Raw genomic sequence first — 14,182 nt, 5'->3', positions numbered from 1 at the left:
ACGTTAGCCTCAGTCAACAACGACGAGCCACCCGCGACCGGCCCCTGCCCGACACCTTCACGCCGGTCGCGATTCCCTGGGCGAGCTACCCGGCCGTACACTGGTCCAGGGATTGGCACTCGGTGACGTGGAGTGCCAGGGGCGTCGGATCGGCGGACGGCCGGACGGGAGGTGTGCGGCATGCTCAGTGAACGCAGGCTCGAAGTGCTGCGGGCCATCGTCCAGGACTACGTGGGCACCGAGGAGCCGGTCGGCTCCAAGGCCCTGACCGAGCGGCACAACCTCCAGGTCTCCCCGGCCACCGTGCGCAACGACATGGCGGCCCTGGAGGAAGAGGGGTACATCGCCCAGCCCCACACCAGCGCCGGGCGGGTGCCCACGGACAAGGGCTACCGCCTGTTCGTGGACAAGCTCGCCGACGTCAAGCCGCTGTCGGCCCCCGAGCGGCGGGCGATCCAGAACTTCCTCGACGGCGCCGTCGATCTCGACGACGTCGTCGGCCGTACGGTGCGGCTGCTCGCGCAGCTGACCCGGCAGGTGGCCGTCGTGCAGTACCCCTCGCTCAGCCGCTCCACGGTCCGGCACGTCGAACTGCTGTCCCTGGCGCCCGCGCGGCTGATGCTGGTGCTGATCACGGACACCGGCCGCGTCGAGCAGCGGCTGATCGACTGCCCGGTGCCGTTCGGCGAGACGTCGCTCGCGGAGCTGCGGGCCCGGCTGAACGGCCGGGTCGCGGGGCAGCGGTTCCCCGAGGTGCCGCGCCTGGTGGCCGACCTGCCGGACTCCTTCGACCTGGAGGAGCGCGGCACGGTCTCGACGGTCCTCTCGTCGCTGCTGGAGACGCTGGTCGAGGAGACCGAGGAGCGGCTGGTCATCGGCGGGACCGCCAACCTCACCCGCTTCGGGCAGGACTTCACGCTGACGATCCGGCCCGTGCTGGAGGCGCTGGAGGAGCACGTCGTGCTCCTGCGCCTGCTGGGCGAGGCCAAGGACTCGGGGATGACCGTGCGCATCGGTCACGAGAACGCCCATGAGGGGCTGACCTCCACCTCGGTCGTGTCGGTCGGCTACGGTTCAGGGGACGAGGCGGTGGCCAAGCTCGGCGTGGTCGGACCGACCCGCATGGACTACCCGGGAACGATGGGAGCGGTGCGCGCAGTGGCACGGTACGTCGGACAGATCCTCGCGGAGAACTAAGTGGCGACGGACTACTACGCGGTCCTCGGCGTGCAGCGGGACGCCTCGCAGGACGAGATCAAGAAGGCCTTCCGCAGGCTGGCGCGCGAACTGCATCCTGACGTCAATCCTGACCCGAAGACGCAGGAGCGGTTCAAGGAGATCAACACCGCGTACGAGGTGCTCTCCGACCCGCAGAAGAAACAGATGTACGACCTCGGCGGCGATCCCATGGGGAACGCCGCCTCGGCCGGTGCGGGCTTCGGCGGCGCGGGGTTCGGGAACTTCTCCGACATCATGGACGCCTTCTTCGGCACCGCGTCGCAGCGCGGCCCGAAGTCGCGGACGCGGCGCGGCCAGGACGCCATGATCCGGCTGGAGATCGACCTCAACGAGGCGGCCTTCGGCACCACCAAGGAGATCCAGGTGGACACGGCCACCGTCTGCTCCACGTGCAACGGCGAGGGCGCGGCCCCCGGCACGTCGGCGCAGACGTGCGACATGTGCCGTGGCCGGGGCGAGGTCTCGCAGGTGACGCGGTCGTTCCTCGGTCAGGTCATGACGTCGCGGCCGTGTCCGCAGTGCCAGGGCTTCGGGACCGTGGTGCCCACGCCGTGCCCCGAGTGCGCGGGCGACGGCCGGGTGCGCACCCGGCGGACGCTGACGGTGAAGATCCCCGCCGGTGTGGACAACGGGACGCGCATCCAGCTCGCGGGCGAGGGCGAGGTCGGTCCCGGCGGCGGCCCCGCGGGTGACCTGTACGTCGAGATCCGCGAGACGCCGCACGCGGTGTTCCAGCGGCGTGGCGACGACCTGCACTGCACCGTGACGGTGCCCATGACGGCGGCGGCGCTCGGCACCAAGGTGCCGCTGGAGACGCTGGACGGCATGGAGGAGGTCGATATCAGGCCCGGCACGCAGTCCGGCCAGTCGATCCCCCTGCACGCGCGCGGCATCACGCATCTGCGCAGCGGCGGTCGCGGCGACCTGGTGGTCCACGTCGAGGTGCAGACGCCAGGCAAGCTGGACGCCGACCAGGAGGACCTGCTGCGGCGCCTGGCGAAACTGCGGGGTGAGGAGCGCCCCATGGGCCAGTTTCAGCCCGGGCAGCAGGGGCTCTTCTCCCGCCTGAAGGACGCGTTCAACGGTCGATGAGCACCGCGCCTGTCTTCCTGGTCGATTCGCTGGACACGGCCGCCGTGGGGCGGACGCTGCTGCTCGACGGCCCCGAGGGGCGGCACGCGGTCGCGGTACGGCGGCTGCGGTCGGGCGAGGACGTCGTGCTGACGGACGGCCGGGGCACCGGCGCGTTCGGCACCGTGGCCTCGGTCGAGGGGCGTGACCGGCTGGAGGTGGCGGTCGCCGACGTGCGCGAGGAGCCGCCGCCGCGCCCGTCCTTGACGGTCGTGCAGGCGCTGCCGAAGGGCGACCGGGGCGAACTGGCCGTGGAGACCATGACCGAGACCGGGGTGGACCGCGTCGTGCCGTGGGCCGCCGCCCGCTGCGTCACGCAGTGGCGGGGCGAGCGGGGCGCGAAGGCGCTGGCCAAGTGGCGTGCCACCGCGCGCGAGGCGGGCAAGCAGGCGCGGCGGCTGCGGTTCCCCGAGGTCGCCGATCCGGTGACGACGCGCGGCGCGGCCGGGCTGCTGGCCGACGCCGCGTTCGCCGCCGTCCTGCACGAGAGCGGCACGGAGCCGCTGGCCACCGCGGCGCTGCCGGGCGAGGGGCCGATCGTGCTGGTCGTCGGTCCCGAGGGCGGCGTCACGCCGGACGAGCTGGCCGCGTTCGCCGAGGCGGGCGCGAAGCCGTACCGGCTCGGGCCCACGGTCCTGCGCACCTCGACGGCGGGCACGGCGGCCCTGGCGCTGCTCCTCGGGCGCACCGGCCGCTGGTCCTGACGCACCGTCAGGGCGCCGTCCCTGCCGCGCCGCCCGCACTCAGTGGAGCGCGACGTGCGTCCCGGCCGGGGGACGCCCGGCGGGTATGAGGTACGCGGCGACGGCCGCCCCCACGGCCGCGACGACGGTGGCCGCCCACAGCGCCCGCGCGAAGCCCGAGGTGGTGGCGCCGCCGCTGGCTATGCTCCCGGCCGCCACGCCCGAGACGACCGCGACGCCGAGCGCCGCCCCGAACTCGTGGCAGGTGCTGACGATCCCGGAGACGAGGCCCGCCTCCTGGTGGGGCACCCGGGCGAGCGCGGTGAGCGTGGCGCAGACGAGGACGGCTCCGACGGCGGCCGACGCGACGCTCATGCCGCCGACCAGCGTCCACGTGCCGAGCGCGGCGGCCGGGACGGCGAGCGCCGCCGCCGTCACCGCCAGGGCGACGGGCGCGACCGCCCGGGCGCCGAAGCGGCTCACCGCGTGGCTCGCGGTGTGGGCGCCCACGATCGTGCCGACCGCCACCGGCAGGAACAGCAGGCCGGTGGCCAACGGGCCGTGCCCCGCCGCGCGTTGCAGGTAGAAGGAACCGAGGAAGAACTGCGTGATCAGCAGCGCCGTGCCGACGAGCATGAGCGCCACGCCGGTCAGCACGGGCCGCCGCGTCAGGACCGCGAGGTGCATCAGCGGCGCGCGTGACCGCCGTTGGACGGCCGCGAACGCGCCGTACAGCAGGCCGGCGAGCGCCAGCGGGAGCAGCGCCTGCGCCGAGCGCCAGCCGTCGTCACCGGCGCGGACGAGGCCCTGGATCGCGGCGGCCGTGGCGGCGGTCACGAGCAGCGCGCCCGGCACGTCGAGCCGCGCTCCGCGCCGGCGGGCGGACGCGGGCAGGACGGAGGGCAGCGCCGCCAGCAGCGCGAGCCCCACGGGCACGTTGACGAAGAAGACCCAGCGCCAGCCGGGCCCCGCCGTCAGCAGCCCTCCGGCCAGGACGCCCACGGCCGAGCCCGTGCCGCCGAGCGCGGCCCAGACGCCGAGCGCACGCCGTCGCTCCTGGCCGTGGAACGCGGTGGTGACGGTCGCGAGCGCGGCGGGGGAGAGCAGGGCCGCGCCGATGCCCTGCGCGGCGCGCGCCCCGACGAGCAGTGCCGCGCCCGCCGGGCCGCCTGCCAGGCCCGCCGTCAGCGACGCGGCGGTGAACACGGCGAGCCCGCCGAGGACGAGGGGCCGCGCCCCCCACAGGTCGGCCGCCTTGCCGCCGAGCAGCATCAGGCCGCCGAAGGCGAGGGTGTAGGCGCTCAGCACCCAGGTCAGGGCCGAGCGGCCGAGGCCGAGGCTCGCCCCGATGTCCGGCAGCGCGATCGTCACGACCGTGACGTCGAGCACCAGCATGAACTGGGCGGTGCCCAGCAGCGCGAGGAGCCGCCATCGGCCCGGGAGGGCGGGCGGTATCCCCTCGGGGGGCGCCTTCTCCGCGCCCTGTGGTGCCGCCTCGGCCGCGTGCGGGTGATGCGAGGCCATCACGTGCCCCCTAATCCGTACAGGTCTGTTCGGGTTGACTCGGCCACATTAACCCGAACACATGTGTTCGGGAAACCGCGTGCCGCAGAATGACACTCACGGGTGAACTGCACGGCGGGGCGGACAGGTACGAGGAGGCTGCGGACGGATGGCACAGGCGCGCGACGAGGAGACCGGCCAGGAACGGCGGGTCAGGGGCCGCAGGTCCGACGCCCGGCGCAACGCCGAGCTGATCATCGACGCCGCCTGGGACGTCCTCGGCCGCGACCCCGGCGCGAGCATGGGCGACATCGCCCAGGGCGCGGGCGTCGGCCGCGTCACCCTCTACAGCCACTTCGGCTCACGGCCGGAACTCGTGGAGGCCGTCCTCGCCCACGCCATGACGGACGCCGAGGCGTCCCTGCGCACGGTGGACCTCGGCGGCGACCCGCGCGCCGCCCTCACCCGGCTCATCGACTCGTCCTGGCGCATCGTGGACCGCTCCCGCGCGCTGCTGCGCGCCGCCCAGGACGAACTGTCCCCCGAGCGCATCCGCGCGCTGCACGAGGCCCCGATGCGCCGTATCCACACGCTGATCGAGCGCGGGCAGTCGGACGGCATCTTCCGCGCGGACGCCCCCACGGCCTGGCTCGTCGCGACCTTCTACAGCGTCCTGCACACGGCGGCGGACGAGATCACCGCCGACCGCCTCACCGAGGAGGCCGCGCCCCACGCCATCACCGGCACGCTCCTCGCCGCCTACACACCCCCCGGCCAGCCCGTCCCCGACGTGCCGCCCGCCGGGAACCGCTGAGGCGGGCAGGCGCGCGGTCCACCAACTCCCGTGTGTCGCAGTCGGATTGTCCGGCCGCCCTTGCCTAGCCTGAGCCGATGGATCACCCGTTCTACGCACGATTCCCGCATTCCCACGGCGACATGGTCACCTTCACGGCCGAGGACGACATCTGGCTCGCGCCGCTCGGCGGCGGCCGGGCCTGGCGCGTCAGCACGGACCACGTGCCGGTCAGCACGCCCCGGCTCTCCCCTGACGGTGCCCGGATCGCCTGGACGTCCCGGCGCGGCGACACGACCGAGGTGTACACGGCCCCGTCCGCCGGGGGCCCCGCCACCCGTCTCACCCACTGGTCCGCGCGCGAGACCTCCGTGTACGGCTGGCTGTCCCCGGACGAGGTCCTCGTCCTCGCCGCGCACGACCAGCCCGCCATACGCCGGACCTGGGCCTGGGCGGTGCCGCTGGACGGCGGCCCCGCGCGCCGCCTGCCGTACGGGGCGGTCAGCGGCGCCGCGTACGGTCCTGACGGCGGCGTACTCGTGATAACGCCCGCCATGAGCCGGGGCCGTGACGCGGCCCGGTGGAAGCGCTACCGGGGCGGCATGGCGGGCCGCCTGTGGATCGACCGTGACGGCTCGGGCGACTTCACCCGGGTCCACGCCGACCTCGACGGCAACCTCGAATTCCCCCTGTGGGTCGGCGAGCGCATCGCCTTCCTCTCCGACCACGAGGGCATCGGCGCCGTCTACTCGTCGCTGCCCGACGGTTCCGGCCTGCGCCGCCACACCCCGCTGGAGACCTACGCCCGCGAAGCGGCGACGGACGGCGTGCGCGTCACCTACATGACGCGCGGTCAGCTGCGCGTCCTGGACAGCCTCGACGGCCCGGACGACACCCGGCCGCGGCACCCGGCCATCACCCTGGGCGGCTCCCGCACCGCCCGCCGCCCCCACCCCGTGAGCGCCGCCGACCACCTCGGCACCTTCAGCCCCGACACGACGGGCCGCGCCACCGCCGTCGAGACCCGCGGCACGCTGCACTGGCTCACCCACCGCGACGGCCCCGTCCGCGCGCTGGCGGCGGAGCCGGGCGTACGGGCACGCCTGCCCCTGACCTTCAGCCGCGACGGCGCAGAACACGTCCTGTGGGTCACCGACGCCCGGGGCGACGACGCGCTCGCCCTGCGCGCCGCCGCACCCCGGGACGGCGAACCCGTCGCCGACGCGCGGCTGTTCGCGGCGGGCGAGCTGGGACGCGTCCACGAACTCGCCGTCGCACCGGACGGCACGCTGATCGCCGCCGCCTCGCACGACGGCCGGGTCCTGCTGGTCGAGCCGGACAGCGGCCTGGTCACCGAGCTGGACCGCTCCTCGCACGACCACGCGACCGGCCTCGCCTTCTCACCCGACTCCGCCTGGCTCGCCTGGTCCCACGCGGGCCCGCTCCCGCTGCGGCAGCTGCGCATGGCGCACGTACGCGGCCCGCAGGACGACCGCGCCGTCACCGACGTGACGCCGCTGCGGTTCATCGACCACGAGCCGGTGTTCACCCGTGACGGACGGCATCTCGCGTTCCTGTCCGAGCGGTCCTTCGAGCCCGTCTACGACTCGGTCGTCTTCGACGTCGGCTTCCCCGCAGCCGCCCGGCCCTGGCTGCTGCCGCTGGCCGCCACGACGCCCTCCCCGTTCGGCCCGTTCCGCGACGGTTACGCCCCGGCGGCGGACGCGGCGGACGCGGCGGACGCGGGGGACGCGGGGGGCGGGCCCGCCGCCGTCACCGTGGACCTCGACGGGCTGCACGAGCGCGCCGTGCCCTTCCCCGTGGAGACCGGCCGCTACTCCTCCCTCCGCGCCTACGCCGACGGCCTCCTGTGGCTGCGCCACCCCGTGCGCGACTACGACGGCATCAGGCTGGGCCTCGGCACCGGGACGCGGGCGACCCGCACGCTGGAACGCTTCCGCACCGACACCCTGGAGCACGGCGAACTGGCCACCGAGATCTCCGGCTTCGAGGTCAGCGGCGACGGCACACGCCTCGTGGCCCGCACGGGTGAGGGGTTGCGTGAGCTGTCCGCCACCGGCCCCGCCCCCGCCGAGCCGCGTGACCTCGACCTCGGCCGCGTCCGCGTCACCGTCGATCCGCCCGCCGAATGGCGGCAGATGTACGACGAGGCGGGCCGCCTCATGCGGGACAAGTTCTGGCGGGCCGACATGGGCGGCGTCAACTGGGCCGCCACGCTCGACGCGTACCGGCCCCTCCTCGACGCGCTGGGCAGCCGCGACGACCTGTTCGATCTGCTCTGGGAGGTGCAGGGCGAACTCGGGACGTCCCACGCGTACGTGGTCCCGCCCGAGCCCCCCGCCCCCGCGCACGGACGCGACGGGCTGCTCGGCGCGGAGCTGACCCGCGACGCCGAGGGCGTCTGGCGCGTCGTCCGCGTCCTGCCCGGCGAGCCCGCCGACCCGGCCGCCCGCTCCCCGCTGGCCGCACCCGGCGTGGGCGTACGGCCGGGCGACGCCCTGCTCGCCGTGGACGGCCACCCCGTCCCCGCCGCGACCGGCCCCCTGCCCCTGCTCACCGGCACGGCCGACCGGCCCGTCGAGCTGACGATCGGTCCTGCGGCGGGCGGCGGCCCCCGGCACGTCGTGGTCGTCCCCCTCGCGACCGAGAGTCCGCTGCGCTACCACGAGTGGGTCGCGGGCCGCCGCGCCGAGACGGCCCGCCTCTCCGGCGGCCGTCTCGGCTACCTGCACATGCCGGACATGATGATCGCGGGATGGGCCCAGCTGCACCGCGACCTGCGCACGCAGATGGCGTACGAGGGCCTGATCGTGGACGCCCGCTTCAACGGCGGCGGCCATCTCTCCGAGCTGGTGGTCGAGAAGCTCTCCCGGCAGCTGATGGGCTGGAAGGTCCCGCGCGTCGGCGAGCCGAGGACGTATCCGCTGGACACGCCGCGCGGCCCCGTCGTCATGCTCGGGGACGAGAACTCGGGCTCGGACGGCGACCAGGTGCTGGCAGCCGCCCGGATCAGGGGATTCGCCCCCGTCGTCGGCGCCCGCAGCTGGGGCGGCCTCGTGGGCATCGACATGCGGTACACGCTCGTGGACGGCACCCTGGTCACGCAGCCGACGTTCGCGAGCCATCTCGAGGGCGGCTTCGGCTACGGCGTCGAGAACCATGGCACCGAGCCCGACACCGAGGTCGTCATCCGCCCCCAGGACCGGGCGGCGGGCGAGGACCCGCAGCTCGCCGAGGCGGTCGGGCAGGCACTCGCCGCGCTGGAACGCCGACCGGCCGCCGTCCCGCCGCCGCTCCCGGACTCCGCCCCGCGGCGCTGATCCGTACGGGTGGCGCCGCGGTAATCCCGTGGACGCGGCGCCACCCGGCCCCTTACCCTGCGCAGCGTGTCGAACCCCGAATCCGACAGACGCAGGCCACCGGTCCGCCGGTGGCTTCCCGCGACGCCGCGCTGACGCGCTCCCACCACGCCGCCGTCCTTCCGACGCCGCGTCGCCCCTCCCCGCCACCGGTACACCGTCGCGCCGCCCTGTCCATGGCGTGGTCATTCGTGGTTGCGGAGTACCGCTGTGCCTCTTGTCCTGTACCTGCTCGCGCTCGCCGTCCTCGCCCAGGGGACGTCCGAGTTCATGCTCTCCGGCCTCCTGCCGGACATCGCCGCCGACCTGGACGTCTCGCTGGCCGCCGCCGGATCGCTCACCTCGGCGTTCGCGCTGGGGATGGTCGCCGGCGCGCCGCTCATGGCCGTCGCCAGCCTGCGCTGGTCACCCCGGGGCGCCCTGCTCGGCTTCCTGACGGCCTTCCTGCTCGCCCATGTCGTGGGCGCCCTGACGCCGAGCTACGGCGTCCTGCTCGCCACCCGCGTCGTCGGCGCGGTGGCCAACGCCGGGTTCCTCGCCGTGGCCCTCGCGACGGCGACGGCCCTCGTCCCGGCGAACGCCAAGGGACGCGCCACGTCCGTGCTGCTCGGCGGCGTGACGCTGGCCTGCGTCGCCGGGGTCCCGGCAGGCGCGCTGCTCGGCAACCTGTGGGGCTGGCGCGCGGCCTTCTGGGCGGTGGCCCTGGTGTCGCTGCCCGCCGTCGCGGCGATCCTGTGGTCCGTGCCCGCCGGGCCGCCGCCCGCCGCGACGAGCAGCGCGCGGCGCGAACTGCGCGTGCTGCGCAGGCCGCGCCTCCTGCTCGTCCTGCTGCTCGGCGCCCTGGTGAACGGCGCGACGTTCTGCTCGTTCACCTACCTCGCCCCGCTGGCCACCGAGGTCGGCGGCATCGGCGAGGGCTGGATGCCCGGCGTGCTCGCGCTCTTCGGCATCGGCTCCTTCCTCGGCGTGACGGCGGCGGGCCGCGTCGCGGACGCCAGGCCGCTGCCGCTGCTGGCCGGAGGCGGCGCCGCGCTGCTCGCCGGATGGCTGCTCCTGGTGCCCGCCGCCGGCAGCGCCCCCGCGCTGCTGGTCCTCACCCTGGTGCAGGGCGCGCTGTCCTTCGCGGTCGGCTCCACGCTCATCGCCCGCGCCCTGTACGCGGCGGACGGCGCCCCGACCCTGGCGGGCGGCCTCGCGACGGCCGCGCTGAACGTCGGCGCGGCCCTCGGGCCCTGGCTCGGCGGGCAGGCGATCGACGCGGGGCACGGCTACCGGTCGCCGCTGTGGGTGAGCGCCGCGCTGGTCGCGGCTGCCCTGGCCACGGGGGCGGTCGCCGGGTACGCGCGGCGCCGCCCCCGCTACGTTGAGCCGTATGAGACACCGGCCGTCGGACATCCCTGACAGTGCCCTGTGCGCCGCCCTGTCGGCGTGGGGGCTCGAACACCCCACGCCGACCTGGGTGCCCGCCGGGTTCGGCGACCACCACTGGACCGTGACCACCGGCGACGGCCGCCGGTGGTTCGTCACCGTGGCCGATCTCTCCGACAAGCCGCACTGCGGCCCCGACGTGCAGGGCGCGCTGCTGGGGCTGCGGCGTGCGATGGACACCGCATACGCCCTGCGCGCACTGCCGTTCGTCGTGGCCCCGCTGCGCACGGCGGACGGCGCTACGGTCGCGCCGCTGGGGGAGCGGTACTGCGTGAGCGTCTTCCCGTTCGTCGCAGGTGACCCTGGCCAGTTCTGCGAGGCGCGCACGCCGCACGAGCGCCGCCTCGTCCTCGACCTCCTCGCCGCACTCCACAGCACGCCACCCCCACCCGGCATCCCGCACCACACGCCCGCGCCGCCCGGCCGCGCCGTCCTGGACGCTGCGCTCGACGCCACCGACATCCCCTGGGCCGGCGGCCCCTACGCCGAGCCCGCCCGCGCCCTGACCGCCCGCCACGCACCCGCGCTGCGTGCCGTGCTGGAAGCCTTCGACCGGCAGGCCGCGCGCCCGTCAGGCGCCCCCGTCGTCACGCACGGGGAACCGCACCCGGGCAACATCCTGCGCGCCGGTGACCGGCGGCTGCTGATCGACTGGGACACGACCGCCCTCGCCCCGCCGGAGCGCGACCTGTGGCTCGTCGCCGACGGCCCCGACGACCTCGCGTACTACGCCCGCGCCACCGGCCACACGCCCGACCAGGACCTCCTGGCGTTCCACCGGCTGCGCTGGGACCTGGACGACACGGCGGCGTTCCTCGGCTGGTTCCGCGCGCCCCACACCGACAACCCCGACACGGCCCAGGCGTGGGAAGGGCTCCGCGCCACCCTCGCCCGGCTCACGTCCCCCGCGGGGGACGGCGCCTGAGCACGCCGGTGGTCAGGGACGGCCGCGCTCGTCGTGGAGGTGCTCCGCGACGGGCTTCAGCGCCTCGGTCAGCGCGGCCAGCGCGTCGGGCGGCAGCAGGTCCACGAAGTGGCGGCGCACCGAGGCCACGTGGTGCGGCGCGACCGTCCGCATCGTCTCCCAGCCGCGCTCGGTGAGCACGGCGAACAGCCCGCGCTTGTCCGAGTCGCAGTTCTCGCGCCGGACGAGCCCGGCCTTCTCCATGCGCGTGATCTGGTGCGAGAGCCTGCTCTTCGACTGGAGCGTGGCCGCCGCCAGATCGCTCATCCGCATCCGGCGGTCCTCGGACTCGGAGAGGTTCACCAGGATCTCGTAGTCGTACATGGTGAGCCCGTAGGGCTGGAGATCCCGTTCGAGCCGGTGGGTCAGCAGCTTGCTGACGTCCAGATGAACGCGCCAGGCGCGCTGCTCCGCGTCCGAGAGCCAGCGGGTCCCGTTGTCCGTGTCCATGTCCGAACTCTAACCAACGCGCGGGCCGGGCCCGACGTGGCCGGAATCGAATCCGCACACCTGATCCCCCGCCGCCGTGCGCCGCCGGAACTGCGCACGAGGGCGCGGGGGCCGCCCGGCGCGTGGCCAAAACCGTGCGTCCCGGCGGTCGCGGTGCCCTGCTTCCTGGCGGCGCGGAGCGGCTGTCACAATGGCGAGGAGATTGTGCGTGCGTTCACAAGATCGCGTGCGGCCCGTCGCCCTCCGGACTCCACCCGAAAGCGGAACCCCCCATGGACCTCAAGACCGCCTCCGCCCTGCGTCGGCTCCGGCTGATCTCCGCGCCCGAGGCCGCCTCGTTCCTCATCCTCATGGTCTGCTCCGTGCTGCGGCGCACGACCGACCTGGACCTCGTCCCCGTCATGGGCGCGGTCCACGGCGTGCTGTGGGTGGCGTACGTGCTCCTGTGGGCCGACGCGTGGAACCGCGCCAAGTGGAGCCTCAAGACCGCCGCCTGGTACTTCCTGATGTCGGTGCTGCCCCTCGGCGGCTTCTTCGCCGAACGGCGCCTGCGCCGCCTCCAGGACGACGCGGTGATCGCCGCCCGCGCCCGCAGCGAGGGCGTCGTCAGCGCCTGACCCCCACCGCCCGCCACACCCCCGGCCCCGCGTCGTCCACGGCGCGGGGCCGCGCCGCGTCCGCGCCCGTCCCGCGCGCCCGTCCTCCACGCCCCGTCACCCCCCGGCGTCCACCGGTGACCCTTGCGGCCCTTCCCGGCTCGACAGCGCCCCCGCCCTGACATGAGGTGGGGAATGTCGGATTTGGGAGCCCTGTCATCCGCGAGGAGGCGCCGTGGGGCGTGCACGACTCGACGGCCACCGCTACGACTACGAGAAGTACAGCAGGCTCGCCGGCCCGCTGGCCGACGCCGAGCCCGGCTACCGCGTGCGGTACCGCAGTCTGCTCTCCTGCGAGCCGCACCGAATACGCGCCACCCTCCTGATGACGCTCGCCCCCACGCTGTCGGCGGTGCTCCTCGTCTGGCTCGTCTGGCCGAGCCACTGGACCGAACGCGACCACGCCCCCTGGTACCTGCCCGCGGCCGACGCGGTGATGCTCGGCTGCATCGCGCTCGTCGAACTCTTCCGCCTGGTCAACGTCGTCTCCATCGCGCATGCCACCCTCGTCGCCCGCGACCCCGTGCCCGTCACACCCGAGGCCGGGACCCGCGTCGCGTTCCTCACCACGTACGTGCCTGGCAAGGAACCCCTCGCCATGGTCAGGGCCACGCTGGAGGGCGCCACCGCGCTGCACCACACCGGCCCGCTCGACGTCTGGCTGCTCGACGAGGGCGACGACCCCGACGCCCGCGCCCTGTGCGCCGAACTCGGCGTCCTGCACTTCACCCGCCAGGGCGTCCCCGAGTGGAACCGGCCGCAGGGCCCGCACCGTGAGCGCACCAAGCACGGCAACTACAACGCCTGGCTGGCCGCGCACGGCGACGAGTACGACTTCTTCGCCTCCGTGGACACCGACCACGTGCCCCTGCCCGACTACCTGGCCCGGATGCTCGGCTACTTCCGCGACCCCGACATCGCGTTCGTCGTCGGCCCCCAGGTCTACGGCAACTACGACGCGCCCGTCACCAAGGCCGCCGAGAGCCAGCAGTTCCTCTTCCACGCCCTCATCCAGCGCGCGGGGAACCGCTACGGCTGCCCCATGTTCGTCGGCACCAACAACGCCGTGCGCGTCAGCGCGCTCAAGGACGTCGGCGGCCTGTACGACTCCGTCACCGAGGACATGGCCACCGGCTTCGAACTGCACCGCCACCGCAACCCCGACACCGGCCGCCGCTGGCGCTCCGTCTACACCCCCGACGTCCTGGCGGTCGGCGAAGGCCCCTCCTCCTGGACCGACTTCTTCACCCAGCAGATGCGCTGGTCACGCGGCACCTACGAGACGCTGCTGCGCCAGTACGGCCGCGGGTACCGCCGCCACAGGCCGGGCCCGCTGCTCAGCTACTCCCTGATGCTCGCCTTCTACCCCATGGCGGCCATCACCTGGACGCTCGGCGCCCTGGGCTGCCTGCTGTACCTCGTCCTCGGCGCCTCCGGCACCCAGGTCGCCTCCTCCGCCTGGATGATGCTCTACAGCGACGTCGCCGCCCTCCAGATCGGCCTGTACGTCTGGAACAGGCGGCACAACGTGTCGCCCCACGAACCCGAGGGCTCCTCCGGGGTCGCCGGGATGGCCATGTCCGCGCTGTCCGCGCCGATCTACGCCCGCTCGCTGCTGGACGCCGTGCTGCGCCGGACCAGCCGGTTCGTCGTCACGCCCAAGGGCGGCAGCGCCAGCGCCGACCGGCCCGCCACCTTCCGCCTCCACCTCGCGTGGGGCGCCGTGCTGACCGCCGCGCTGCTCGTCTCCCTGGCGCTCGGCCACGGCCACGTCGCCATGCGCGGTTGGACGCTGCTGGCCCTCGTCGTCTGCCTCGCGCCGCCCGCCATCTGGGCGTGGACCACCCGGTCCGCGCCCCCGCCCGCCGACCGCACCCCCGACCCCGCCGACCACGACACCGCACCGGAGAACGCGACGCCGCGCGCCATGGCCGCGACGACCAGTGGGAGCTGAC

11 protein-coding genes are annotated in these 14,182 nt (G+C 74.7%); 9 read left to right on the top strand and 2 right to left on the bottom strand.

From position 1 onward, the window contains the following. The first annotated feature begins 180 nt into the window (after positions 1–180). Genes hrcA through IF27_RS04830 form a run of 3 tightly spaced genes read left to right on the top strand, consistent with a single transcriptional unit; the run spans position 181 to position 3,074 of the window. Positions 181–1,197, top strand: a complete 1,017-nt coding sequence (gene hrcA, locus IF27_RS04840) for a heat-inducible transcriptional repressor HrcA (RefSeq protein WP_052848075.1) — start codon at positions 181–183, stop codon at positions 1,195–1,197. Beyond that, positions 1,198–2,331: a molecular chaperone DnaJ gene (dnaJ, locus tag IF27_RS04835; RefSeq protein WP_052848074.1), complete on the top strand. Its 1,134-nt coding sequence runs from the start codon at positions 1,198–1,200 to the stop codon at positions 2,329–2,331. Next, a complete protein-coding gene (locus IF27_RS04830) occupies positions 2,328–3,074 on the top strand; it encodes a 16S rRNA (uracil(1498)-N(3))-methyltransferase (RefSeq protein WP_052848073.1) in 747 nt (248 codons plus the stop codon). Before dnaJ ends, IF27_RS04830 begins: the two co-directional genes overlap by 4 nt. Positions 3,075–3,113: 39 nt before the next feature. Here IF27_RS04830 and IF27_RS04825 read toward each other — a convergent pair whose 3' ends face one another. Continuing rightward, positions 3,114–4,577 (bottom strand): MFS transporter, encoded by a 1,464-nt coding sequence (locus tag IF27_RS04825; protein ID WP_110945554.1) that lies wholly within the window; start codon positions 4,575–4,577, stop codon positions 3,114–3,116. Positions 4,578–4,725: 148 nt separating this feature from the next. On the opposite strand from IF27_RS04825, the gene IF27_RS04820 reads away from it, so the two are divergent. From IF27_RS04820 to IF27_RS04805, 4 genes are all read left to right on the top strand, one after another. Then, positions 4,726–5,370, top strand: coding sequence for a TetR/AcrR family transcriptional regulator (locus IF27_RS04820; protein ID WP_052848072.1), 645 nt, complete (start codon positions 4,726–4,728; stop codon positions 5,368–5,370). Positions 5,371–5,447: 77 nt separating this feature from the next. After that, the gene (locus IF27_RS04815) at positions 5,448–8,690 is read left to right on the top strand and encodes a S41 family peptidase (protein ID WP_052848071.1); all 3,243 of its coding nucleotides are present in this window, start codon (positions 5,448–5,450) and stop codon (positions 8,688–8,690) included. Between the two features lie 249 nt (positions 8,691–8,939). Continuing rightward, a complete protein-coding gene (locus IF27_RS04810; RefSeq protein WP_052848070.1) occupies positions 8,940–10,130 on the top strand; it encodes a Cmx/CmrA family chloramphenicol efflux MFS transporter in 1,191 nt (396 codons plus the stop codon). Further along, positions 10,102–11,082, top strand: a complete 981-nt coding sequence (locus IF27_RS04805) for a phosphotransferase (RefSeq protein ID WP_052848069.1) — start codon at positions 10,102–10,104, stop codon at positions 11,080–11,082. Before IF27_RS04810 ends, IF27_RS04805 begins: the two co-directional genes overlap by 29 nt. Before the next feature lie 12 nt (positions 11,083–11,094). On the opposite strand, the gene IF27_RS04800 is transcribed toward IF27_RS04805, so the two are convergent. Continuing rightward, positions 11,095–11,571: a MarR family winged helix-turn-helix transcriptional regulator gene (locus IF27_RS04800; RefSeq protein WP_052848068.1), complete on the bottom strand. Its 477-nt coding sequence runs from the start codon at positions 11,569–11,571 to the stop codon at positions 11,095–11,097. Positions 11,572–11,843: 272 nt separating this feature from the next. Here IF27_RS04800 and IF27_RS04795 point away from each other — a divergent pair, with 272 nt between their 5' ends. Together IF27_RS04795 and IF27_RS04790 are read left to right on the top strand one after the other, a co-directional pair. Then, the gene (locus IF27_RS04795) at positions 11,844–12,188 is read left to right on the top strand and encodes a DUF3817 domain-containing protein (protein WP_052848067.1); all 345 of its coding nucleotides are present in this window, start codon (positions 11,844–11,846) and stop codon (positions 12,186–12,188) included. Positions 12,189–12,402: 214 nt separating this feature from the next. Next, positions 12,403–14,181, top strand: coding sequence for a glycosyltransferase family 2 protein (locus tag IF27_RS04790; RefSeq protein WP_052848066.1), 1,779 nt, complete (start codon positions 12,403–12,405; stop codon positions 14,179–14,181). The last annotated feature ends 1 nt before the right edge of the window (position 14,182 follow it).

Origin of the sequence: Streptomyces avicenniae, assembly GCF_000719135.1 — a bacterium.
Lineage (GTDB): Bacteria > Actinomycetota > Actinomycetes > Streptomycetales > Streptomycetaceae > Streptomyces > Streptomyces avicenniae.
This window is presented reverse-complemented; position numbering and strand designations above follow the sequence as displayed.

Excerpts from the sequence above, each read along its gene's own strand:
- IF27_RS04815 (WP_052848071.1), top strand. The coding sequence starts at position 5,448 with ATGGATCACCCGTTCTACGCACGATTCCCGCATTCCCACGGCGACATG.
- IF27_RS04805 (WP_052848069.1), top strand. The coding sequence starts at position 10,102 with ATGAGACACCGGCCGTCGGACATCCCTGACAGTGCCCTGTGCGCCGCC.
- IF27_RS04825 (WP_110945554.1), bottom strand. The coding sequence starts at position 4,577 with ATGGCCTCGCATCACCCGCACGCGGCCGAGGCGGCACCACAGGGCGCG.
- hrcA (WP_052848075.1), top strand. The coding sequence starts at position 181 with ATGCTCAGTGAACGCAGGCTCGAAGTGCTGCGGGCCATCGTCCAGGAC.
- IF27_RS04820 (WP_052848072.1), top strand. The coding sequence starts at position 4,726 with ATGGCACAGGCGCGCGACGAGGAGACCGGCCAGGAACGGCGGGTCAGG.
- IF27_RS04800 (WP_052848068.1), bottom strand. The coding sequence starts at position 11,571 with ATGGACACGGACAACGGGACCCGCTGGCTCTCGGACGCGGAGCAGCGC.
- IF27_RS04830 (WP_052848073.1), top strand. The coding sequence starts at position 2,328 with ATGAGCACCGCGCCTGTCTTCCTGGTCGATTCGCTGGACACGGCCGCC.
- IF27_RS04795 (WP_052848067.1), top strand. The coding sequence starts at position 11,844 with ATGGACCTCAAGACCGCCTCCGCCCTGCGTCGGCTCCGGCTGATCTCC.